Below are 20,399 nucleotides of genomic sequence, written 5' to 3'. Positions count from 1 at the left end.
CTTGCGTGCGGAGTGGCAATTTCTCCTGAAATTGGCTTCGTCTTGGGGTTTTCTCGCGTTGTGGGGTCTGCCAATTTCAGAAGAAATTTCCCCTGCCTATCGAAACGTACCCGTAGTGGGTCGCCTCTACCGAAGCTTGGGTCGTCTTGGTCGCGTTCCTTTTGAAACGTCGTGGGGGTTGGGGCGGGGACGTGCGACTGGGGACACGTTTGTGCACGTCGGTCGTGTTGGGGTGGGGGTTGGTCGTTACTGTTGTCGGTCATGGATGTTCGGGTTGTGGATCACCCCCTGGCGAAGTCGCGGTTGTCGACGATGCGCGATGCGCGCACCAACAGCGCTGCGTTCCGGGCCGCGTTGCAGGAGCTGACGCTCATGCTGATCTACGAGGCGACGCGGGAGGCCGAGCTGGCTGAGGAGCCGATCCACACGCCGGTCGCCAAGACCACCGGCTACCGGATCGCGAACCCGCCGCTGCTGGTGCCGGTGCTGCGGGCCGGGCTGGGCATGGCCGACCAGGCGCACCGGTTGATCCCCGAGGCGCAGATGGGCTTCGTCGGGCTCGCCCGCGACGAGGAGACCCTGCTGCCCACGCCCTACCTGGAGTCGCTGCCCGCGGACCTGACCGGCCGCCCGGTGCTGGTGCTCGACCCGATGCTGGCCACCGGCGGATCGATGGTGCACACCATCGAGCTGCTGGTCGAGCGCGGCGCCACCGACGTCACCGCGATCTGCACGCTCGCCGCCCCCGAGGGCGTCCAGCGCCTGGAGGAGGCGGGACTGCCGGTGCGCGTGGTGACCGCGAGCATCGACGAGCGGCTCAACGAGTCCGGCTACATCGTCCCCGGCCTCGGCGACGCCGGAGACCGCGAGTACGGCGCCGTCTGAGGCGGGGCCGCAGTCCGAAGCAGCGCAGTCCGAGGCAGCGCAGCTCGAGACAGCGCAGTCCGAGACAGGGCCGTTCGAGTCCCTCGTGTCGAAAACCGCGGTTTTCGGTGGGGCCGTTTGAGCTGGGGTTTCTGAGCTGCTCGCAACCGGTGCGGGGTTTCGGCGCAACGCGAAGTTCAAGACCAGTTCGGGCGTTTGCACAGCACCTCTTTGCCCCTTTCGTGGCAGTCTGAGGGCGTGGTTTCACCGCGAAGACACACCAAGGGCTGGTCCTGGGGGCTCGGTGCGGTCGCCGCCGGAGTGCTCATCCGCAGCGCGCGGACGCTGCGCCAGACGCGCGCGATCGTCCCGCTGCGCCAACCCCGCAGCGGTGCGGTCGCCCCGCCGAAGGTCACCGTCGTCGTCCCGGCCCGCAACGAGGCCGCCGTGCTCGCCGACTGCCTGGACTCGATCACCGGCCAGACCCACGGTGCCGGTCAGGACGGCCTGCTGAAGGTCGTCGTGGTCGACGACGGTTCCACCGACGGCACCGGCGACATCGCGCGCGAGGCCGCCAGGCGCGACCCGCGCGTCGTGCCGATCCGGGTGGATTCGCCGCCGCCGGGCTGGGGCGGCAAGGTGCACGCGATGCACGTCGGCGTGGAGGCGTCCGGCCCGCCGGAGGCCGGGGAGTGGCTGCTGTTCCTCGACGCCGACACGGTCGCCGCGCCCGAGCTGCTCAGCCGCCTGCTGGCCACCGCTGACTCCGTCGAGGCCGACCTCGTGTCCACCCCGGGCGGCCCGCCCGCGCAGCCCTCCGCCACCTGGCCGCTGCTCATGCCGCCGGGCCTGCAGCTGATCGGGGAGAACGCCTCGCCGGACGGGCGGGGCCGAAAGGCCTTCGCCATTGGGCACTGCATCTTGGTGCGCCGCTCCCACTACGAGAAGGTCGGCGGCTGGGCGGCGTTCTCCGCGATCCGCAACGAGGACGTCGCGATCGCCACCGCCGTGCGCGACCACGGCGGCACCACGCGCACCGTCGACGGCCTCGACCACCTGCGCACCAGCGGTATGGACCCGTTCGGGCAGGGCTGGGCGTCGTTCCGGAAGAGCTTCGTGGCCGGCACCAAGGGCTCGGCGCCGACGCTGGCGGCCATCGGCCTCGGCCAGATCGCGATGTCGCTGGCCGCGCCGCTGTCGGTGCTGGTGGGGCGCAGGCGCAGGCCGGTGCTGACCGCGCTGGGGCTGCTCGGCTGCGCCGCGCAGGGCGCCGCGCACGCCGGGACGGCCCGGTTCATGCGCTCGAACCCGGAGCTCGCGCCGCTCGCGCCGGTCAGCGGGACCCTGTTCGGCGTGCTGCTGCTCGACGGCGCGGTTCGCGCCCATCGGGGTCGTGACCAGTGGAAAGGACGCCGGTCGACGTTCTAGTCGCCGGTCGGACCCGAAGAGAGGCCCGGCCGGACAGCCGGCCGGGCCATCGAGTTGGGAGGGTGAAGCGGGTCAGCCGACCGAGTCGCTTCGCAACCTGCGCATGGCGATCGGCGCGCCTGCCAGGTCCTCCTCGTTGCACATCAACTTCAGGTCGTAGTACGGGGCGCCGTCCCGGTCGTCGTAATCGAGATGCACTGCGATCACGTCGATGGGTTCCCCGAGCCAGTTCTGGGCTTCGCGAAGCCACTTGGCGGATCGTTCCAAGGCCGCCGGCAGGTCGTCGTCGCGGAACTCGACCGGCCGGTACGGAACGCCCTGAACCTGGTCGTCAGGACCAGGGGGCTTGGGGAGATCCACGGAGACGCCGGAGTCATCGAGTTCGAGTCGGATCGTTTCCTCACTCACTGTCGCAGGGTAACGCGTTCGGACCCGGAAATGCTGCTGGAGGTCCTGCCGATCGCTCGACGGTCGCAACCGGGCCATCGCGTCCGATTACGATGAGCGAAGGTGCGGGGCGCCCCGAACATCGCACGTGATGAGGGAAGGCGGGCTCTGTCCGGGGCGCCCCGCCGTCGTCAAGGGGCGCGCCCCGACGACACGATCAGGTTACTCGAAACAGGCCAACCAAGATCAACTGGGTGGTCCCGGGACCACCTACGGCATCAGGCCCGCGGCTACCGTGGCGCCCAGTTCCCAGCAGGACTCCAGGTCGGACTTCTCCGGAGTGCCCAGGACGACCGCCGGTTCGGCGGCCTGCTGCCAGCCCAGACCCGTGGTGATCGACCCGATCGCGCGCTGCGCGCCCTCGACGCCCTCGTTGCCGTGCACGTAGTACCCGAACGGTCGCCCGATCGTGGTATCCAGGCACGGGTAGTAGATCGTGTCGAAGAAGTGCTTCAGCGCCCCCGACATGTAGCCGAGGTTGGCCGGGGTGCCCAGCAGGTAGCCGTCGGCCTCCAGCACGTCGGAGGCCGTGGCGCCCAGCGCCGGGCGGCGCCGCACCTCGACGCCCTCGATCTCGTCGGTCGTGGCACCGGCCACCACCTGCTCGAACATCGCCTGCATCCCCGGCGACGGCGTGTGGTGCACGATCAGCAGCGTCGGCATCTACTCCTCCACCAGCGCGGTCACGGCCTGCGTCAGCTCCTCCAGCCGGTCGGCGGCGCGCTGCTTGGCCTGCGCCAGCGGCAGCTCGCCGACCTGCTCGACCACCTGCAGGTAGCACTTGAGCTTCGGCTCGGTCCCCGACGGGCGGATCACCACCCGCAACCCGCCCGCACCGGTGACCACCAGCGCGTCGGTGTCCGGCAGCAGGTCGCGGACCTCCACCTCCGCACCCGACAGCTCCGACGGCGGCTCCTCGCGCAGCCGCCGCATGATCCGCGGGATCACCGCCAGGTCCGTCACCCGCACCGACACCTGCCCGGTGGCGTGCACGCCGTGCTCGGTGGACAGCTCGTCGAGCAGGTCCAGCAGGTGATCGCCGGAAGCCAGCAGGCTCGCCGTCAGGTCGCAGGCCAGCACCGCCGCCGAGATCCCGTCCTTGTCGCGCACCCGCTCCGGGTCGACGCAGTGCCCCAGCGCCTCCTCGTAGGCGTAGACCAGGCCGGTGCCCTCGCCGTCGCCCGCGCGCACCAGCCACTTGAAGCCGGTCAGCGTCTCGGCGTAGCGGACGCCGAACTCGGCGGCGATCGACCGCAGCATGCTGGACGACACGATCGTCGTGGCCACCAAGGGGTCCGGCGCCGATTCGTCCAAAGTGGAGAGAACGTGCCAGGCCAGCAGGACGCCGGTCTCGTCGCCGCGCAGCATCCGCCACGACTCGCCCTCCCGCACCCCCAGCGCGCAGCGGTCGGCGTCCGGGTCCAGCGCGATCGCCAGGTCCGCGTTGATGTCCGAGGCCAGCCGCAGCAGCTCGTCGGTGGCGCCCGGCTCCTCCGGGTTCGGGAACCCCACCGTCGGGAAGTCGGGGTCCGGTTCGGACTGCGAGGTCACCAGGTGCACGTCGTCGAAACCCGCGCGCTGCAACGCCCTCCGCAGCGTCTTCGCCCCGACGCCGTGCAACGCCGTGGCCGCCACCCGCACCTCGCGGTCCCCGCCGCGCGGCAGCGCCGACACCCGCGCCAGGTAGTCCTCCTGAGCGGACTCCAGCACCGTCCAGTTCCGCTTGCGCGACACCGCGTTCGCCGCGGGGGTCTTGGCGATCGCCGCCTCGATCTCGGTGTCGGCCGGGCCCACCAGCTGGATCCCGCCGCCCAGGTAGAGCTTGTAGCCGTTGTCCCGCGGCGGGTTGTGCGACGCGGTGATCTGGATGCCCGCCACCGCGTCGAGAGCGCGCGTGGCGTGCGCGAGAACCGGTGTCGGCAGCGGCTCCGGCAGCACCCGCACGTCGAACCCCGCCGCCGCCAGCACTCCCGCCGCGTCGTTGGCGAAGTCCTCCGAACCGTGCCGCGCGTCGCGGCCCACCACCACGATCCCGCCGCCCAGCCCCTGCTGCACCAGCCAGCTCGCGACACCGGCGGTGGTGCGCACGACCACCGCGCGGTTCATGCCGTGCGCACCCGCGCGCACCGGCGCCCGCATCCCCGCGGTGCCGAAGCGCGGCATGCCCGACATCCGGTCCGCCAGCTCGGGCGAGTCGAGAAGTCCTCGCAGCTCGTCCTGAGCCAGCGGATCGACGTCGTCGGCGATCCACTGCTCCGCGGCAGCCCGAACGTCCGGCTGGGTCACGCCGCCTCCAGCAACGACCGCAGCAACCGGCCCATCCGCGACGCCGAGACCCGGCCCGCTTCCAGCACTTCCTCGTGGTTGAGCGGCTGACCGCTCAGGCCCGCGGCCAGGTTCGTCACCAGCGACAGGCCGAACACCTCGGCGCCCAGCGAGCGGGCGGTGATCGCCTCCAGCACCGTCGACATGCCCACCAGGTCGACGCCCAGCGAGCGCAGCATCCGGATCTCCGCCGGGGTCTCGAAGTGCGGACCCGGCAGCCCCGCGTAAACGCCCTCCTGCAGCGAGGAGTCGATGCCGCGCGCCAGCTCCCGCAGCCGCGGCGAGTACAGGTCGGTGAGGTCCACGAAGTTCGCGCCCACCAGCGGGGACTTGGCCGTCATGTTGATGTGGTCGCTGATCAGCACCGGTTGCCCGACCTGCATGCCCTCGCGGATGCCGCCGGCGGCGTTGGTGAGGACCACGCTCCGGCACCCGGCGGCGACCGCGGTCCGCACGCCGTGCGCCACCGGATCGATGCCGTGGCCCTCGTAGAGGTGGGTGCGGCCGAGCATGACCAGCACGCGCTTGTCACCCACCGGCACCGACCGCACCTTGCCGGTGTGGCCGACGGCGCCCGGCTTGGCGAAGCCCGGCAGCTCGTCCATGCCGATCTCGGTGTCCGGCGTCCCGATCTCGTCGGCGGCCGGCTGCCAGCCGGAACCCAGGACGACGACCAGGTCGTGGCTGTCGACACCGGTGAGCTCGGCGAGCTTCGCCGAGGCCTCGTGAGCGGTGGCGGTCGGGTCGGTGATGTTCGTAGCGGTCACGGCCGGGCAGCTTAGTCTCTCCGCATTTCCCACGCGTGCTCGTCCGGTGTCGGCTGCGGGAAGTGCTCAGGTCCCGGGCTTGAACGTCGGGACCACGCGGTCCAGGAGCGCCCGGGCCATCTCCGCCTGATCCGCGGCCCCGGTCACCCGGATGATCCACAGGTCGTCGCCGGAGCGCTGCAGCGACGCCTCGCTGTAGCGGGTGATCTCCTTGGCGGGACCGGTCAGCAGCTGGTGGGCGCGGGTCACGTAGGACACCCGGCGGGTGTCGCCCTCGCCGTGGAACGGCTGGCTGAGCTTGACGCTCGACGTCGGGCCGCCGAGCGTCGATCCGGCCTTCGCCTCGTAGTCGTCCATCGTGCCGCCGTCGGCGAAGTAGTCGCCGTAGCGCTGCACCGCGACCTCGGTGGTGCCGTCGCCGGAGATGAACGCCACCACCGAGTTGTTCGCCAGGTCGTTGCGCTCGCTCTGGAACGGCCGCCAGCCCGACGGCGCCGAGATGGTGAACTCGCCGCCGCTGGGCGCCGACGAGTGCTTGGCGTCCTGCTGGTTCGGCACCAGCGGCGGCAGCGACACGGCGGGGGTCGTCGGCTGCTCGGTGCCCCGCCCGGGAACCAGCGGTGCGCCGACCAGCAGCCGGGTCGCGACGAACGAACCCACCATCGCTCCCGCGAACAGCACCAGTGCGGCCATCACCAGCGCGACCGTCCGAAGGGGACGCCGCCGCGGCTTCGGCGGGTCGTGCAGCGTGAACGGCGGCGGCCCCGGATCGGCCGCGAGCGGTGCCGACCCGGTCAGCTGCGGAGCGGGCGGCACCGACGGCTGGGACTGCTGGTGGGAGGAGTGCTGCTGCAGCACCCGCTGCCGCACGCGCACCGTCGGCGAGTCGGGGTCGAGCAGCATCGCGAACGGCCGCGCGCCCGGTTCGGGAAGCAGGTGCTGCAACCGGCGCCGCACCTCCGTCAGCGGCAGCCGCTGCGCCGGGTCCTTGACCATCAGCGCCCGGATCACGTCGCCCACCACGCCCGGCCGGTGCAGCACCGGGACCGGCCCGCGCACCACCTCGGTGACCGTGGCCAGCGGGTCGTCGCCGACGTCGTAGGGCGGGCGGCCCTCGGCCGCGGCGAACAGCGTCGCGCCCAGGCCCCACAGGTCGGCGGCGGCGGTGACGTCCTCGCCCGCCGCGACTTCCGGGGCGATGTAGGCGGGAGTGCCCAGCAGGATGCCGGTGTTGGTGAGGGTGTGCTCGGCGACGTTGCGGGAGATGCCGAAGTCGCTGACCTTCAACCGGCCGTCGTCGCCGATGAGCACGTTGCCCGGCTTGACGTCGCGGTGCACGATCCCGGCCCGGTGCGCGGCGTCGAGACCGGCCGCGACGCCGTCGGCGATCACCGCCAGCTGCCGCTCGTCCAGCGCCCCGTGGTCGTCGAGGATCGCCGCCAGGCTCTGCGACGGGACGAGTTCCATCACCACGAACGGCTCGGCCTGCTCGCGCGCGACGTCGTAGAGCGTCACCACGTTCGGGTGGGACAGCACCGCGATGGCGCGAGCCTCGCGCAGGGCGCGCTCGCGCAGTTCGGCGGCCTCCTCCTCCGGCATGCCCGGAGCGAGGCGGACCTCCTTGACGGCCACCGGGCGCTGCAGCAGCTCATCGGTGGCGTACCACACGGTGCCCATCGCGCCGCCGCCGAGCTTGCGCTCGATCCGATAGCGGCCCGCGATCAGCCGGCCGATGCCGGCGAGGGTGTCTTGGTTCTCGGTGGGCACGGCCACATCTTCCACCTTCGGTCCGACAGCCGGGGCCGGAACGGGATCAAAGGCCCTCGAAAACCCGTCGACGACGGGTTGATCGCCCAGGTCGGGAGGTGATGTTACGCCACGTGAAGAATCCCACTCGAACCGTCGCGCCGCGGAACCCCTTTAGCTCCGAACGTCATTTCGGCGCAACGAAAAACCGCCTCCCAGCGGCCAGGACGCCCCGTTCGGCGGTGTTGGCGCGTAACCCCCTACTGCGGATAGGTTGTCACCGGTCGGACCTTCCGGACATCCGCGGCGCTGGAGATCGCGTCGCGGTGCGCGCAGCGAGCGGGTGGCGAATGATCGGGCGAGTCCGGGCCGGCATGACAACAGCGGTGTGGAGGAGGTGCCTTGTTCGGCTTCGTCGTCGCGCACCTGGTGGTGGCTTTGCTCCTGCCGCTGGTTGCCCGTCGCAGCACCCGCGCCGCGTTCTTCATCGCCGCGATCCCGCCCGCCGCCGCGGCGGCCTGGCTGCTCGCCCGCACCCCGCAGGTGCTCGCCGGCGGCACGATGACCGAAACCGTGCCCTGGGTCCCGCTGATCGGCCTGAACTTCGGCTTCCGGCTCGACGCGCTGTCGCTGGTCATGACCATCCTGGTCTGCGGTCTCGGCGTGCTGGTGCTGATCTACGCCGACTCCTACTTCGCCCGCGGACGCGGTGACGCGCGCCGATCCGCGCCGCTGCTGCTGGCCTTCGCCGGAGCGATGCTCGGCCTCGTCGTCGCCGACGACCTCACCACCGTCTACGTCTTCTGGGAGCTGACCACCGTCTGCTCCTTCCTGCTGGTCGGGCAGGCCGGCATCAGCCGCGAGTCCCGGCGATCGGCGCTGCAAGCGCTGATGATCACCAGTCTCGGCGGCCTGGTGATGCTGCTCGGCTTCGTCGTGCTCGGCGAATCCGCGGGCACCTACCGCATCTCCGAGCTCGTCGCCCACCCGCCGTCGGGCACCGCGGTCTCGGTGGCTGCCGTGCTGATCCTGGTCGGCGCGTTCACCAAGTCCGCGCAGCTGCCGTTCCACAACTGGCTGCCCGCCGCGATGGTCGCGCCCACCCCGATCAGCGCGTACCTGCACGCCGCGTCGATGGTCAAGGCCGGTGTCTTCCTCATCGCGCGGCTCGGCCCGATCTTCGAATCGCTGCCCGAGTGGCGCTACCCGGCCATCGCGTTCGGCCTGGCCACCATGCTCTTCGGCGGCTGGCGGGCGCTGCACGAGTACGACCTGAAGAAGCTGCTGGCCTACGGCACCGTCAGCCAGCTCGGCTTCCTCGTGGTGCTCTTCGGCGAGAGCAGCCACGACGCCGCGCTGGCCGGGGCCGCGATGCTGCTCGGGCACGGCCTGTTCAAGGCCACCCTGTTCCTGGTCGTCGGCATGATCGACCACCAGGCGGGCACCCGCGACATCCGCAAGCTCTCCGGGCTCGCTTCGAGCCAGCCGTGGCTGGCGGTGGTCGCCGGGCTCGCCGCGGCCTCGATGGCCGGGCTGCCGCCGATGCTCGGCTTCCTCGGGAAGGAAGCCGCCTTCGGCGCGTTCCTCACCGGACCGGCCGGTGTCGCCGTCGACGTCGTCCTGGTGATCGGCTCGATGCTCACCGTCGCCTACAGCCTGCGCATGTGGTTCGGCGCGTTCGCCACCAAGCCCGACCTCGCGCCCACCACCGTGAAACCCGCCGAGATGCAGGCCCTGATCCCCACCGCGCTGCCCGCGATCGGCGGAGTGCTGCTGGGCCTGGCCTACCCGCTCACCCACGAGCTCGCCGACAGCTACGCGCGCTCCTACGACTCGCCCGGCAAGCCCGCCGAGCTCGCGCTGTGGCACGGGCTGAACTTCCCGCTGGCGATGTCCCTGCTGGCCGTCGCCGGTGGTCTGCTGCTGCACCGGGTGCGGACCCCGCTGACCGCGTGGCGCACCCGGATCCCCAAGCCGCTCAACGCCCAGCGCGGCTACGAGCGCATCACCGCGCTGCTGGAGCGCGTCGCGGTCGCCGTCACCGCGCGGACTCAGGTGGGTTCGCTGCCCACCTACCTCGGGATCATCCTGGTGACGGTCGTGGCCGTCCCCGGATCGGCGCTGCTCGTCTCGTTCACCGTGCCCGACGACCTGCGCGCCTACGACAACCTCATGCAGCTCCCGCTGGCCTTGGGCGTGGTCGTCGCCGCGCTGGCCGTGCTGCGCGCGCACCGCAGACTCACCGCGGTGCTGCTGGTCGGCGTCATCGGCTACGGCATCGGCGGGCTGTTCATCGTGGACGGTGCCCCCGACCTCGCGCTCGCCCAGTTCCTGGTGGAGACGCTGACCGTGGTGGCCTTCGCGTTCGTGCTGCGGCGCCTGCCGGAGCGCTTCTCCGAGGCCGACACCGCCAAGTCCATCCGCATCCCCAAGGCGGTCATCGCCACCGTCGCCGGGGTGTTCGTCTCGCTGGCCGCGATCGGGTTCAGCTCCGTCCGGCACGCCCCGCCCGAGGCCAGCGAGTACTTCATCGACCACGCCGAGAAGGGCGCCGGGGCCACCAACGTCGTCAACTCGATCATCGTGGACTTCCGGGCCTTCGACACCGTCGGCGAGATCGCGGTCCTCGCGGTCGCCGCCACCGGCGTGGCCAGCCTGATCCTGGCGTCCCGCCACGAGCGCAGGCGCCGCGAGCAGCAGGAGGTGCGCAAGTGAGTCCGATGACCCACCGCTCCTGGACCAACTGGGACGCGCCCACCGAGCGCTGGCTGCTGTCCGGTTTCCGCCGCGAGGGCCAGTCCCGCTCGGTGCTGCTGGAGCTGGCCGCGCGCATCGTGTTCCCGACGGTGCTGGTGCTGTCGATCTACCTGCTGTTCGCCGGGCACGACCGCGCCGGCGGCGGCTTCACCGGCGGTCTGGTGGCCGGGCAGGCGTTCCTGCTGCGCTACCTCGCCGGTGGTCGCATGGACGACAGCGCCGTGGTCTCGATGCGCCCGCCCGTGCTGATCGGCATCGGCCTGACGCTGGCCTGCGCCGCGGCGTTCCTGCCGCTGCTGTTCGGCGGCCAGCTGCTGGAGACCGCGATCTACAAGTTCACCGTCCCGCTGCTCGGCGAGATCAAGTTCGTCAGCAGCGTCATCCTCGACACCGGCGTGTTCCTGCTCATCGTGGGCGTGGTGCTGGACCTGCTGCGCACGCTGGGATCCGGGATCGAGACCGACGCCCACGCGGCAGCCAGGGGACGGCGATGACGATCAACTTGACGCTGGCCGCGGTCATCGCGGTGCTGTACTCGGTGGGCTTCTACCTGCTCATGCAGCGGTCCCTGATGCGGATCCTGCTGGGCATCGTGGTCCTCGGCCACGGGTCGAACCTGCTGCTGCAGACCGCCGGTGGCCCGCCCGGACGCGCACCCATGCTCACCACCGCCCTGCCCGAGGAGATGACCGATCCGCTGCCGCAGGCGATGGCGCTGACCGCCATCGTGATCACCTTCGCGCTCACCACGTTCCTGCTCGCGCTGGCCTACCGCTCGTGGACGCTGCTCGGCCACGACGAGGTCCGCGACGACGTCGAGGACCGCCGGATCCAGCGCCTGGAGAAGCGCATGGAGTCCGATGAGGACACCGACGTGGTGTCCGAAGGAGAGGAACCCGCGAAGGAGGCCGCCCGGTGACGGTTCTGGTCGCCCTGCCGGTCCTGCTCCCGCTGACCGCCGCCGGGCTCTCGCTCGCCCTCGGCCGCTTCGCCGACCTGCAGCGACTCCTCGGGCTGCTGGTGCTCGGCGTGATCATCGCCGACGCGGCGGTGCTGCTGCACGTCTCCGACCAGAGCGGCCCCGTCGTGCTGCAGATGGGCGCCTGGCCCGCGCCGTTCGGCATCACGCTCATCGCCGACCGGCTCTCGGCGCTGCTGCTGCTGGTGTCCTCGGTGGTGACCTTCGCGGTGCTGATCTACTCGATCGGCCAGCGCATCACCGACTACGGCCGGGAACGCTCCAGCACGACCTTCCACCCGATGTACCTGATGCTGTGCGCGGGCGTGTCGCTGGCGTACCTCACGGGCGACCTGTTCAACCTGTTCGTCGCCTTCGAGATCATGCTCAGCTCGTCGTACGTGCTCATCACCCGGCGCACCACCGCCACCCGGGTGCGCGCGGGCATGACCTACACGATCGTCAGCCTCGCCTCGTCGCTGCTGTTCATCACCATGATCGCGCTGGTCTACGCCTCGACCGGCACGGTCAACCTCGCCGACCTGGGCGGCAAGGTCGCCGAGCTGCCGCAGGGCCTCCAGGTCGCGCTGGCCCTGCTGGTGGTGATCGTGTTCGGCGTGAAGGCCGCGATGGTGCCGCTGCACTTCTGGCTGCCCGACAGCTACCCCACCGCGCCCGCACCGGTCACCGCCGTGTTCGCCGGGCTGCTGACCAAGGTCGGCATCTACGCGCTGATCCGCACCCAGACCCTGGTGTTCGCGCACTCCGAGAGCTGGAACCTGATGCTGATCATCGCGCTGGTCACGATGATCGTCGGCGCGCTGGGCGCCCTCGCGCAGAACGACCTCAACCGGCTGCTGTCGTTCCTGCTGGTCAGCCACATCGGGTACATGCTGTTCGGGCTCGGCGTCTACGACGTCATCGGCCTGACCGGCGTGATCCTCTACGTCGTCCACCACATCACCGTGCAGGCCACGCTGTTCCTGGTCAGCGGTCTGATCACGCGGCACAGCGGCACGGTCGCGCTGACCCGCATGGGCGGCATGGCCAAGGCGACGCCGCTGATCGCGGTGCTGTTCGCGCTGCCCGCGCTGAGCCTGGCCGGCGTGCCCCCGTTCTCCGGTTTCGTCGCCAAGCTGGCGCTGCTGCAGGCCGGTGTCGGCAGCGGCACCACCACGGGCTACGCCGTCACCGCGGGAGCGGTGCTGACCAGCCTGCTGAGCCTGTACGCGATGGCGCGGGTGTGGACGCGGGCGTTCTGGGGCCAGGTCAAGGCGCCCGCGCCGGACCCGGACCCGACCGACGAGCTGGTCGTGGGCACCGCGAGCTCCAACCGGCCGATGCTGGCCGCCACCGGGGTTCTGGTGGTCGCGAGCCTGGTGATCGCGCTGGTCGCGGGCCCGCTGGGCGAGATCGCGGGTCGCGCGGCGGGCGATCTGATGCACGGCGAGACCTACCGGACCGCGGTGCTGGGAGGTGGTTCCGGTGGGTGAGCGGATGACCCGCCGCCAGCGGGCGCTGCGCAGGCTGCCGCTGGTGTGCTGGCTGACGGTGGTGTGGGTGCTGCTGTGGGGCAGCTTCGACCTGGGCACCCTGTTCTTCGGGGTCGTGGTGGCGCTGCTGGTGACGTGGCTGTTCCCGCTGCCGATGATCCGCACCGGCATGGTGCTGCGCCCGGTGCCGCTGCTGCGGCTGGCCGCCTACCTGGCCTGGGACCTGGTGATCTCCACGGTCCGGGTGGCCTGGCAGGCGGTGGCCCACCGGCGCGCCACGACCGCGGGCATCGTGGCCACCACGCTGCACGCCGACTCCGACCACCTCATCGCGATCGTGGCCAGCGCGGTGTCGCTGGCGCCGGGCAAGTTCGTGCTGCAGATCGACCGCGCCGAGCTCACCTGCTACGTCTACGCGCTGGGCATGCGTCCCGGCGACGAGGACTCGGTGCGCCGCGAGGTGCGGTTCCTGGAGCGGCTGGTCGTCGAGGCGGTCGGGTCCACCGCGCAACGGGACCTGGTCAGGGGGAGTGCGGGATGAGCTGGGTCTTCGCCGTGACCTTCGCGCTGCTGGGCGTGGCCGGGCTGCTGGTCGTCGTCCGGTTGCTGCGCGGTCGGACCACGTTGGACCGGATCGTGTCGGTCGACGTGCTGGTGACCCTGATCGTGGCGGGCAGCTGCGTGGGCATGGGCCTGCAGCAGGACGGGTCGAACATCGCGCTGCTGGCGGCTTTCGCGCTGCTGGCCTTCATCGGGTCGATCAGCACGGCCAAGTTGATCGAGAAGAAGGAGCCGTACCGATGAGCTTCCCGGACGTCTTCTCCGCGATCTGCCTGATCGGCGGTGCGCTGTCGTGCCTGTTCGGCGCGATCGGTCTGCTGACCTTCCCGGACGTCACCGCGCGGCTGCAGGCGGCCACGAAACCGCAGACGCTGGGCCTGATCCTGATCCTGATCGGAACCGGCGTGCAGCTCGACCTCGTCTACGCCACCGGTTTGATCCTCGTCGGACTGTTCCAGATGCTCACCGCCCCGGTGCTGGCACAACTGGTCGGTCGCGCCGCCTACCGCACGGGAAGCGTGGAACGGGACACTTTGATCATCGATGAACTCGGTGACCGCATCGATCGTGAACCCGGGGTTCGCTGAACCGGCGGTTGTCGCGGCGCGGTCGATCGAGGACTGTCCTCAGAGGTGGCAGTCGATCGCGTTCACGCGACCCGTTCGCTCCCGACGCGTGTTCGATATGATCGACTCCGACCGGAACGGGTGACCCCCGATGGGGTCGCTTCAGCACGACCCGGATGTGTCGGATCTCCGGCGCGACGCGAAGGATGTGGAGCCATCATGTGGGGGATCGGCCGCCTGCTCGCGGGAGTCGCGATCGCGTTATCCCTGCTGTTCACGCCGCTGACCGCGGAGGCCCCGGCACAAGCGGCGCCGGTCGCGGTGGTCGCCCAGCAGCCGACGCCGGAGGCGCCCGCTCCGGAGCGCGAGACCGATGCCGAGCGCAACCAGCGCACCGCGATGGGGGTCGCGGGAGTGGTGCTGATCGGGATCGTGCTGCTTTCGCGCAAGCTCCGGAAGAAGCCGATGTTGTTCTTCGAGAAGAAGAAGTAGGGAATCCGAATAAATATCAGACCAGCAGGTCGGTTTTAGCGCTTTCTTTGCTATCAATTTCCGTCATGGACTAGACCTGACGGCGAAGCTGTGGGATTTTCACACCGGATCGCGTGCGGAGTCATTCCGTGCGCTTCTCGGGTGAGTAGCCCACAAAGACGTGGGTCGGCACCGGGAAGCCCCCCGACCGGTGCCGGCCCACACCCCATTCCCAGTTCCGCGGTTGAAATGACCGGCTTGACCAGCGATTTTCGCCACCCCTCCGGGAATAATGGGAATTCCCCCTTTTCTGCCCAGCTGAAGTCCCGCCACCCGTTCGGCGCAGCAGGACTACCGGTGGTCTCCACGAAGCGTGTTCGGGCCGCGCCAGCGATCGGGCTGATGCAGGATGAACGCACATGCGTACCACCCCGCCCGAAGAGCACAGCGCGTCCGAGGAGCCCGGTTCCTCCGCGCTCCGCGACCGCTGCCGCGACGTCGTGCGCCGGAACGAGGCGGCGCTGACCGGGCTCTCCCGCAGCATCCACGCCGAGCCCGAGACGGCCTTCGCCGAGCACCGCAGCGTCGCCAAGGTCGCGGACCTGCTCGCCGAGCACGGCTTCACCGTCCGCACCCCGGTCGCCGGCCTCGACACCGCGTTGGTCGCCGAGCGCGGCAGCGGTGACCTCGTCGTCGGCATCTGCGCCGAGTACGACGCGTTGCCGCAGGTCGGGCACGCCTGCGGGCACAACGTGATCGCCGCCTCCGCCGTCGGAGCCGCCCTCGCGCTGGCCGACGTCGCCGACGAGGCCGGGCTGACCGTGCGACTGCTGGGCACGCCCGCCGAGGAGACCGGCGGCGGCAAGGTCCTCATGCTCGAAGCGGGTCTCTTCGACGACGTCGCCCTGGCGCTGATGGTGCACCCCGGCCCCGAGGACGTCTGCCTGCCCAGCTCACTGGCCATCACCGACCTCGAAGTCCACTACACCGGCCGCGCCGCGCACGCCGCGGCGGCGCCCGAGCTGGGCCGCAACGCCGCCGACGCGCTCACCGTCGCGCAGGTGGCCATCGGACTCCTGCGGCAGCACCTCGAGCCGCAGCAGATGGTGCACGGTATCGTCACGGAGGGTGGCGCGGCGCCGAACATCGTGCCCGCGCGCACCGCGGCGGTCTACAACCTGCGTGCTGCCGAAGCGCGCTCCCTGCAGCGCCTGGAGAACCGCATCCGGGCCTGCTTCGAGGCGGGTGCGACGGCGACCGGATGTGCGCACGAGATCGTGCAGATCTCCCCGGTCTACGCGGAGCTGGCCTGCGACCACTGGTTGTCGGAGGCGTACCGTCGCGCGATCACCGATCTCGGGCGTGAACCGCTCGATCGGAGCACTGAGCGGGGCCGGGTCATCGGCAGCACCGACATGGGCAACGTGACCAGGGCCTTGCCCGCGATCCACCCGATGATCGCGGTGGAATGCGGAGACGCGGTCAACCACCAGGCGGAGTTCGCCGCCGCCTGCGCCACGCCCTCGGCGGACCGAGCGGTCCTCGACGGGGCGGTGGCGATGGCCTGGACCGCCCTGGCGGCCGGGCTCGACGGCACGCAGCGCGCGCGGCTGCTCGCCGGGGTGGACGACCGCGCCCGGGAAGGTTCGACCGAACAGTTCTGCACGTCGGGAGGCGTGGCGTGACCGTGGTGGATTCTCGTGGCCCGGACCCGGGTCAGTTCCCGAACCGCGAAGGTTCGGCTGTGGTCGAGGAGAGGTCCGGAGCTCCGGCGACGCTGGTGGCTGACGAGCCGATCGGCGCGACCGAAAGCACGATGGCGGACGTGGATTCCCGCTTCGAATCCAGTGTGGATTCCGTCGTGCCCGACCTCGGTGCGGGCCGCGGGCCCGCCTGGCTGGACGCCTGGCTCGGTGCGCACGCGCACCGGGTGGTCGCCTGGCGCCGCCACCTGCACGCCCACCCGGAGCTCTCCCGCGCCGAGCACCGCACCACCGCGTTCCTCGCCGACCAGCTCTCCCGCGCCGGGCTCGCGCCCCGCGTGCTGCCCATCGGGACCGGGCTGACCTGCGACATCGAGGGGAATGCGCCCGGCCCGACCGTCGCGCTGCGCGCCGACATCGACGCGCTGCCGCTGACCGAGGCCACCGGCCTGAGCTACTCCTCCACAGTGGACGGTGTCGCGCATTCCTGCGGCCACGACGCGCACACCGCGGTCGCGCTCGGCGCCGCGAGCGCCCTGGCCGGCAACCGCGACTTCCCGGGCCGCGTGCGGATGATCTTCCAGCCCGCCGAGGAGGTCATGCCCGGTGGTGCGCTGGACGTGCTGGCCGCGGGCCGGATCGACGACGTCGACCGGATCTTCGGTCTGCACTGCGACCCGCGGCTGCCCGCGGGCAGCGTCGGCACCCGCGTCGGCCCCATCACCTCCGCCAGCGACCTGATCGAGCTGCGGCTCACCTCGCCCGGCGGGCACACCTCGCGGCCGCACCTCACCGCCGACCTCGTGCACGCGCTGGGCACCGTCATCACCGGGCTGCCCACGCTGCTGTCCCGCCGCGTCGACCCGCGCACCGGGACCGTGCTGACCTGGGGCGCGGTGCACGCGGGCGAGGCACCCAACGCGATCCCGCAGGACGGCGTGCTCACCGGCACGCTGCGCACCGCCGACCGCGACACCTGGGCGAAGCTGGAACCGCTGGTCCACGAGCTGGTGCAGGCGCTGCTCGCGCCGCTGGGCGTCGGCTTCGACCTGCAGCACCGCCGCGGCGTCCCGCCGGTGGTCAACGAACCGGAGAGCACCGAGCTGATGCGCGCCGGGATCACCGCCGCGCTGGGCGAGCAGGCGCAGGCCGATACCCCGCAGTCCTCCGGCGGCGAGGACTTCGGCTGGTACCTGGAGCACGTGCCGGGCTCGTTCGCGCGCCTGGGCGTGCACCCGGGCAGCGGGCGGATCAAGGACCTGCACCAGCCGACGTTCACGCTCGACGAGCGCGCCCTGCTGGTGGGCGTCCGCACGATGGTCCACACGGCCCTCCAAGCCCTGCGCAGCTGAGCAGGCGCTGGGCAGCTGAGCAGGCGCTGGGCGGCTGAGCAGGCGCCGGTCAGCGGAAACTTCGCCTGATCGAGGTGTATCCGGGCCGGGGTGTATCTGTGGGCGGGGTTCGCGCCTCTGTATGTGCATGAGGACCTACATCGACCGCCCGCAGTTCCTGCCCGCCCCCGACCCCAGCGGCCCGGACCCCAGCAGCCCGGACTCCAGTGGCACCGATCGCAGCCCGCTGTCCCGGCACGGTGCCCTCCCACGTGAGGAGGCCGAGCTGCTGCTCGGCTCGGACGAGCTCGCCGAGGCCCTGGCCGCCGGGTCGTGGGTCGAGCCGTTCGGCGGGGTGGTGCTGCCCGCCGCGTTGAGCGACGACCCGATGGCGCGGGCGGCCGCCGCGCTGCTGCGCGCCGGGGACCAGGCGGTGATCTCCGGCCCGACGGCCGTGGCCATGCACGGCTGCGGCCCGGCCGACGACGAAGCCGTGCACGTGACCGTGCCCTACGACCGCGACGTGCGGTCGCGGGACGAGCTGGTCGTGCACCACGCCTGGTTCCGGGAGACCGACGTCATCGAGCTCGACGGGCTGCGGGTCCAAGCGCTGGACGTGGCGCTGGCCGACGTGCTGTGCACGGGCCCGCAGCGCCGCGCGCTGGACTGCCTGGAGCGCGCGCTGTGCCGGCTCGGTTCCGGGGCCGAGCACTTCCGCGCGCTGGTCGGGGAGCGGCTGGCCCGACGCCGCGACCGGCGCGGCACCCGCAAGGCCTACGCGCTGCTGGAGCTCGCGTGGGCGCACCCGACCGTCGCGGGGGTCGCGCTGTGAAGACCCTGGTAGATATCACAGTCAATGCTGTTAAATACATCGACAACGATGTTATTTTGACTCAGGAAGGTGCCATCCCGGTCCTGGTGGACCGCGAGCGGAAGGACCGGACGTGCCGGAACCGATCGACCTCGTGCTGCTCGACGTCGGCGGCCCCGTCTACGACGACGCCGCCTACCGCGACGCGCTGCTGCGCGCCACCCGCGAACTCGCTGCCGAAGACGGGCGCGAGGTCGCCGAGGAGGACTTCCTGCGCCTCTACGACGAGCGCAGGCAGGCCCAGGGCGGTTCCCTGCGCACCGCGGTGGCGCGGCGCTTCCTCGTCTCGCACGACCGCGCTCAGCTCTCCGAACGCGCCGAGCGGTACTGGGAGTACCCACCGGAGGCGCTCCACGACGACGTGCTGCCCGCGCTGCGCCGGATCCGCGAGCACCACCGGATCGCGGTGGTGGCCAACCAGCGCGCGGTCGTCGTCGACGCGCTGCGCCGCGACGGCGTCGCCGAGCACGTCGACGTCTGGGCGATCTCGGAGACCGTCGGCGCCGAGAAGCCCGACCCGCGGATCTTCCAGCACGCCCTCGACGAGGCCGGGGTTCCCGCGTCCCGCGCGGTGCACGTCGGCAACCGGCTCGACACCGACGTCCGCGGCGCCCAGCGCGTCGGCCTGCGGACGGTGTGGGTGCTGCGCGGTGAGGCGCCACCGGCTCCCACGCCCGATCAGCTCGCCGAACCCGACGTCGCGGTGCGCTCGCTCGCCGAGCTCCCGGCCGCGCTGGAGAAGCTGGCGTCATGACCGGCGACCTCGTCGCCGGTGTCGACGTGGCCACGGCCGCTGTCCGGGTGCAGGTCCACGACCCGTCCGGTGCTCTGCTGGCCCAGGCCTCGCGGGCCCTGCCGGCCCCGGTGCGATCCCCGGGCGGGCGCTCGGAGCAGGACGCCCGCGCGTGGTGGCCCGCCGCGCGCGACTGCCTGGCCGAGTGCACCGCGGTCCTGGGCGCGCGCAGCAGCGGGATCACCGCGCTGGCGATCTCGGCGACCTCCGGCACCGTCGTCGCCGTCGACGGCCGGGGCGAACCGGTCGGCCCGGCGCTGATGTACGACGACCGGCGCGCGCGGGTGGCGTGGCTGGCGGAGCACCTCCCGGCGGGGGCGGAGCAGATCTGCCACACGCCCGAGGTGATCGCCCACGCACTGGTCGGTCACCCGGTGGCCACCGACAGCAGCCACGCCCTCAAGAGCGGGTACGACCCGGTCGCGGGGGAGTGGGCGGCCGAGTCCCCGGCAGAGCTGCTGCCGCGGGTCGTGCGCCCCACCGCCGTGCTCGGCCAGGTGAGCCGCGAGGCCGCCGCGGTCACCGGACTGCCGGTGGGCTGCGAGGTGCGAGCCGGCATGACCGACGGGTGCGCGGGACAGCTGGCCACCGGTGCGGTCGACCCGGGTAAGTTCGTGACGGTGCTGGGCACGACGCTGGTGCTCAAGGGCGTGTCCGAGAAGCTCGTGCACGATCCGGCGGGCGTGGTCTACAGCCACCTGCACCCCGAAGGCAGGTGGCTGCCCGGCGGCGCCGCCAACATCGGCGGCTCGGCACTGTCCGATGTGGACCCGGGGGAGCTGCCCGAACTGGACGCCGCGGCGCTGGCGCGCGGACCGGCGAGCGTGCTGCACTACCCGCTTCGCGGGCGCGGTGAGCGGTTCCCGTTCGCCGCGCCCGACGCCGAGGCGTTCCTGATCGGCACGCCGCAGGACCGCGTCGACGAGCACCGCTCACGCCTGGAGGGCATCGCGTTCTGCGAACGACTCGCGCTGGAACGCCTCGCCACCCTGGGCGCGGTCGTCGAGGGGCCGGTGCGCACGGCGGGCGGCGGGGCTCGGAGCGCGGCCTGGTGCCGGATCCGCGCTTCGGTCCTGGACCGGCCGGTCCTGCGGGTGCGCGGCGCGGGAACCGCTCTGGGCGCCGCGCTGCTGGCGGCCACGGGCTCGATCCACCCGGACCTGAGCACGGCCGCGGCCGAGATGGTCCCGCCCGGCGACCTCGTCGAACCCGATCCCGCCGAAGTGACCTGCCTGGACGACGCGCACCACCGCTTCGCAGCCGAACTCCGCGCCCGCGACTGGCTCTAGACGCTCGGTCGAGAAGCGCGGCGGAACCG

General features: G+C 71.7%; 20 protein-coding genes. 15 read left to right on the top strand and 5 right to left on the bottom strand.

The genetic code is table 11. The annotated features are described in order from the left end of the window. The first annotated feature begins 261 nt into the window (after positions 1 to 261). Positions 262 to 885 (top strand): uracil phosphoribosyltransferase, encoded by a 624-nt coding sequence (upp, locus tag QFW96_RS26535; protein WP_281458456.1) that lies wholly within the window; start codon positions 262 to 264, stop codon positions 883 to 885. Positions 886 to 1,122: 237 nt separating this feature from the next. Beyond that, complete coding sequence (locus QFW96_RS26530) at positions 1,123 to 2,292, top strand: glycosyltransferase family 2 protein (RefSeq protein WP_281458455.1); 1,170 nt, start codon at positions 1,123 to 1,125, stop codon at positions 2,290 to 2,292. A 72-nt stretch (positions 2,293 to 2,364) separates the two neighbouring features. On the opposite strand, the gene QFW96_RS26525 is transcribed toward QFW96_RS26530, so the two are convergent. The 5 genes from QFW96_RS26525 to QFW96_RS26505 all read right to left on the bottom strand — a co-directional run bounded on the left by QFW96_RS26525 (position 2,365) and on the right by QFW96_RS26505 (position 7,598). Further along, positions 2,365 to 2,700, bottom strand: a complete 336-nt coding sequence (locus tag QFW96_RS26525; protein ID WP_281458454.1) for a hypothetical protein — start codon at positions 2,698 to 2,700, stop codon at positions 2,365 to 2,367. Between the two features lie 249 nt (positions 2,701 to 2,949). Next, a complete protein-coding gene (locus QFW96_RS26520; RefSeq protein ID WP_281458453.1) occupies positions 2,950 to 3,402 on the bottom strand; it encodes a flavodoxin family protein in 453 nt (150 codons plus the stop codon). Next, positions 3,403 to 5,025: a phospho-sugar mutase gene (locus QFW96_RS26515; RefSeq protein WP_281458452.1), complete on the bottom strand. Its 1,623-nt coding sequence runs from the start codon at positions 5,023 to 5,025 to the stop codon at positions 3,403 to 3,405. Beyond that, positions 5,022 to 5,831, bottom strand: a complete 810-nt coding sequence (locus QFW96_RS26510; protein WP_281458451.1) for a purine-nucleoside phosphorylase — start codon at positions 5,829 to 5,831, stop codon at positions 5,022 to 5,024. The genes QFW96_RS26515 and QFW96_RS26510 overlap by 4 nt, the downstream gene beginning before the upstream one ends. 66 nt (positions 5,832 to 5,897) lie before the next feature. Further along, positions 5,898 to 7,598: a serine/threonine-protein kinase gene (locus tag QFW96_RS26505; protein ID WP_281458450.1), complete on the bottom strand. Its 1,701-nt coding sequence runs from the start codon at positions 7,596 to 7,598 to the stop codon at positions 5,898 to 5,900. A gap of 381 nt (positions 7,599 to 7,979) precedes the next feature. On the opposite strand from QFW96_RS26505, the gene mbhE reads away from it, so the two are divergent. From mbhE to QFW96_RS26440, 13 genes are all read left to right on the top strand, one after another. Beyond that, positions 7,980 to 10,292 (top strand): hydrogen gas-evolving membrane-bound hydrogenase subunit E, encoded by a 2,313-nt coding sequence (gene mbhE / locus QFW96_RS26500; RefSeq protein ID WP_281458449.1) that lies wholly within the window; start codon positions 7,980 to 7,982, stop codon positions 10,290 to 10,292. 5 nt (positions 10,293 to 10,297) lie between these two features. Next, entirely contained in the window at positions 10,298 to 10,828 is a 531-nt protein-coding gene (locus QFW96_RS26495) for an MnhB domain-containing protein (RefSeq protein ID WP_343231408.1), read from the top strand. Beyond that, a complete protein-coding gene (locus QFW96_RS26490; RefSeq protein ID WP_281458447.1) occupies positions 10,825 to 11,253 on the top strand; it encodes a Na(+)/H(+) antiporter subunit C in 429 nt (142 codons plus the stop codon). Before QFW96_RS26495 ends, QFW96_RS26490 begins: the two co-directional genes overlap by 4 nt. Next, on the top strand, positions 11,250 to 12,785 hold the full coding sequence (locus QFW96_RS26485; protein ID WP_281458446.1) for a Na+/H+ antiporter subunit D: 1,536 nt from the start codon (positions 11,250 to 11,252) through the stop codon (positions 12,783 to 12,785). The genes QFW96_RS26490 and QFW96_RS26485 overlap by 4 nt, the downstream gene beginning before the upstream one ends. Further along, positions 12,778 to 13,326: a Na+/H+ antiporter subunit E gene (locus QFW96_RS26480; RefSeq protein WP_281458445.1), complete on the top strand. Its 549-nt coding sequence runs from the start codon at positions 12,778 to 12,780 to the stop codon at positions 13,324 to 13,326. The genes QFW96_RS26485 and QFW96_RS26480 overlap by 8 nt, the downstream gene beginning before the upstream one ends. Then, positions 13,323 to 13,589 (top strand): MrpF/PhaF family protein, encoded by a 267-nt coding sequence (locus tag QFW96_RS26475; RefSeq protein ID WP_281458444.1) that lies wholly within the window; start codon positions 13,323 to 13,325, stop codon positions 13,587 to 13,589. Before QFW96_RS26480 ends, QFW96_RS26475 begins: the two co-directional genes overlap by 4 nt. Then, a complete protein-coding gene (gene mnhG / locus QFW96_RS26470; protein ID WP_281458443.1) occupies positions 13,586 to 13,933 on the top strand; it encodes a monovalent cation/H(+) antiporter subunit G in 348 nt (115 codons plus the stop codon). Before QFW96_RS26475 ends, mnhG begins: the two co-directional genes overlap by 4 nt. Before the next feature lie 198 nt (positions 13,934 to 14,131). Continuing rightward, the gene (locus QFW96_RS26465; RefSeq protein ID WP_281458442.1) at positions 14,132 to 14,404 is read left to right on the top strand and encodes a hypothetical protein; all 273 of its coding nucleotides are present in this window, start codon (positions 14,132 to 14,134) and stop codon (positions 14,402 to 14,404) included. 398 nt (positions 14,405 to 14,802) lie between these two features. Further along, positions 14,803 to 16,068, top strand: a complete 1,266-nt coding sequence (locus QFW96_RS26460) for a M20 family metallopeptidase (RefSeq protein ID WP_281458441.1) — start codon at positions 14,803 to 14,805, stop codon at positions 16,066 to 16,068. A gap of 131 nt (positions 16,069 to 16,199) precedes the next feature. After that, on the top strand, positions 16,200 to 17,438 hold the full coding sequence (locus QFW96_RS26455) for an amidohydrolase (protein WP_281458461.1): 1,239 nt from the start codon (positions 16,200 to 16,202) through the stop codon (positions 17,436 to 17,438). Positions 17,439 to 17,565: 127 nt separating this feature from the next. Beyond that, positions 17,566 to 18,249, top strand: coding sequence for a hypothetical protein (locus tag QFW96_RS26450; protein WP_281458440.1), 684 nt, complete (start codon positions 17,566 to 17,568; stop codon positions 18,247 to 18,249). A gap of 112 nt (positions 18,250 to 18,361) precedes the next feature. Then, positions 18,362 to 19,042: an HAD family hydrolase gene (locus QFW96_RS26445; RefSeq protein WP_281458439.1), complete on the top strand. Its 681-nt coding sequence runs from the start codon at positions 18,362 to 18,364 to the stop codon at positions 19,040 to 19,042. After that, entirely contained in the window at positions 19,039 to 20,370 is a 1,332-nt protein-coding gene (locus QFW96_RS26440; RefSeq protein WP_281458438.1) for an FGGY-family carbohydrate kinase, read from the top strand. Before QFW96_RS26445 ends, QFW96_RS26440 begins: the two co-directional genes overlap by 4 nt. Positions 20,371 to 20,399: the final 29 nt, after the last annotated feature.

Source organism: Saccharopolyspora ipomoeae (genome assembly GCF_029952525.1).
GTDB classification, from domain to species: Bacteria; Actinomycetota; Actinomycetes; order Mycobacteriales; family Pseudonocardiaceae; genus Saccharopolyspora; species Saccharopolyspora ipomoeae.
The sequence above is the reverse complement of the archived record's forward strand: the minus strand, read 5'-3'. Positions and strand labels throughout refer to the sequence as shown.

What these genes read in the sequence shown, in the direction of transcription:
- upp (WP_281458456.1), top strand. Translation starts at nt 262, where the DNA reads ATGGATGTTCGGGTTGTGGATCACCCCCTGGCGAAGTCGCGGTTGTCG.
- QFW96_RS26490 (WP_281458447.1), top strand. Translation starts at nt 10,825, where the DNA reads ATGACGATCAACTTGACGCTGGCCGCGGTCATCGCGGTGCTGTACTCG.
- QFW96_RS26475 (WP_281458444.1), top strand. Translation starts at nt 13,323, where the DNA reads ATGAGCTGGGTCTTCGCCGTGACCTTCGCGCTGCTGGGCGTGGCCGGG.
- mnhG (WP_281458443.1), top strand. Translation starts at nt 13,586, where the DNA reads ATGAGCTTCCCGGACGTCTTCTCCGCGATCTGCCTGATCGGCGGTGCG.
- QFW96_RS26520 (WP_281458453.1), bottom strand. Translation starts at nt 3,402, where the DNA reads ATGCCGACGCTGCTGATCGTGCACCACACGCCGTCGCCGGGGATGCAG.
- QFW96_RS26450 (WP_281458440.1), top strand. Translation starts at nt 17,566, where the DNA reads ATGAGGACCTACATCGACCGCCCGCAGTTCCTGCCCGCCCCCGACCCC.
- QFW96_RS26440 (WP_281458438.1), top strand. Translation starts at nt 19,039, where the DNA reads ATGACCGGCGACCTCGTCGCCGGTGTCGACGTGGCCACGGCCGCTGTC.
- QFW96_RS26465 (WP_281458442.1), top strand. Translation starts at nt 14,132, where the DNA reads ATGTGGGGGATCGGCCGCCTGCTCGCGGGAGTCGCGATCGCGTTATCC.
- QFW96_RS26460 (WP_281458441.1), top strand. Translation starts at nt 14,803, where the DNA reads ATGCGTACCACCCCGCCCGAAGAGCACAGCGCGTCCGAGGAGCCCGGT.
- QFW96_RS26495 (WP_343231408.1), top strand. Translation starts at nt 10,298, where the DNA reads ATGACCCACCGCTCCTGGACCAACTGGGACGCGCCCACCGAGCGCTGG.
- QFW96_RS26455 (WP_281458461.1), top strand. Translation starts at nt 16,200, where the DNA reads ATGGCGGACGTGGATTCCCGCTTCGAATCCAGTGTGGATTCCGTCGTG.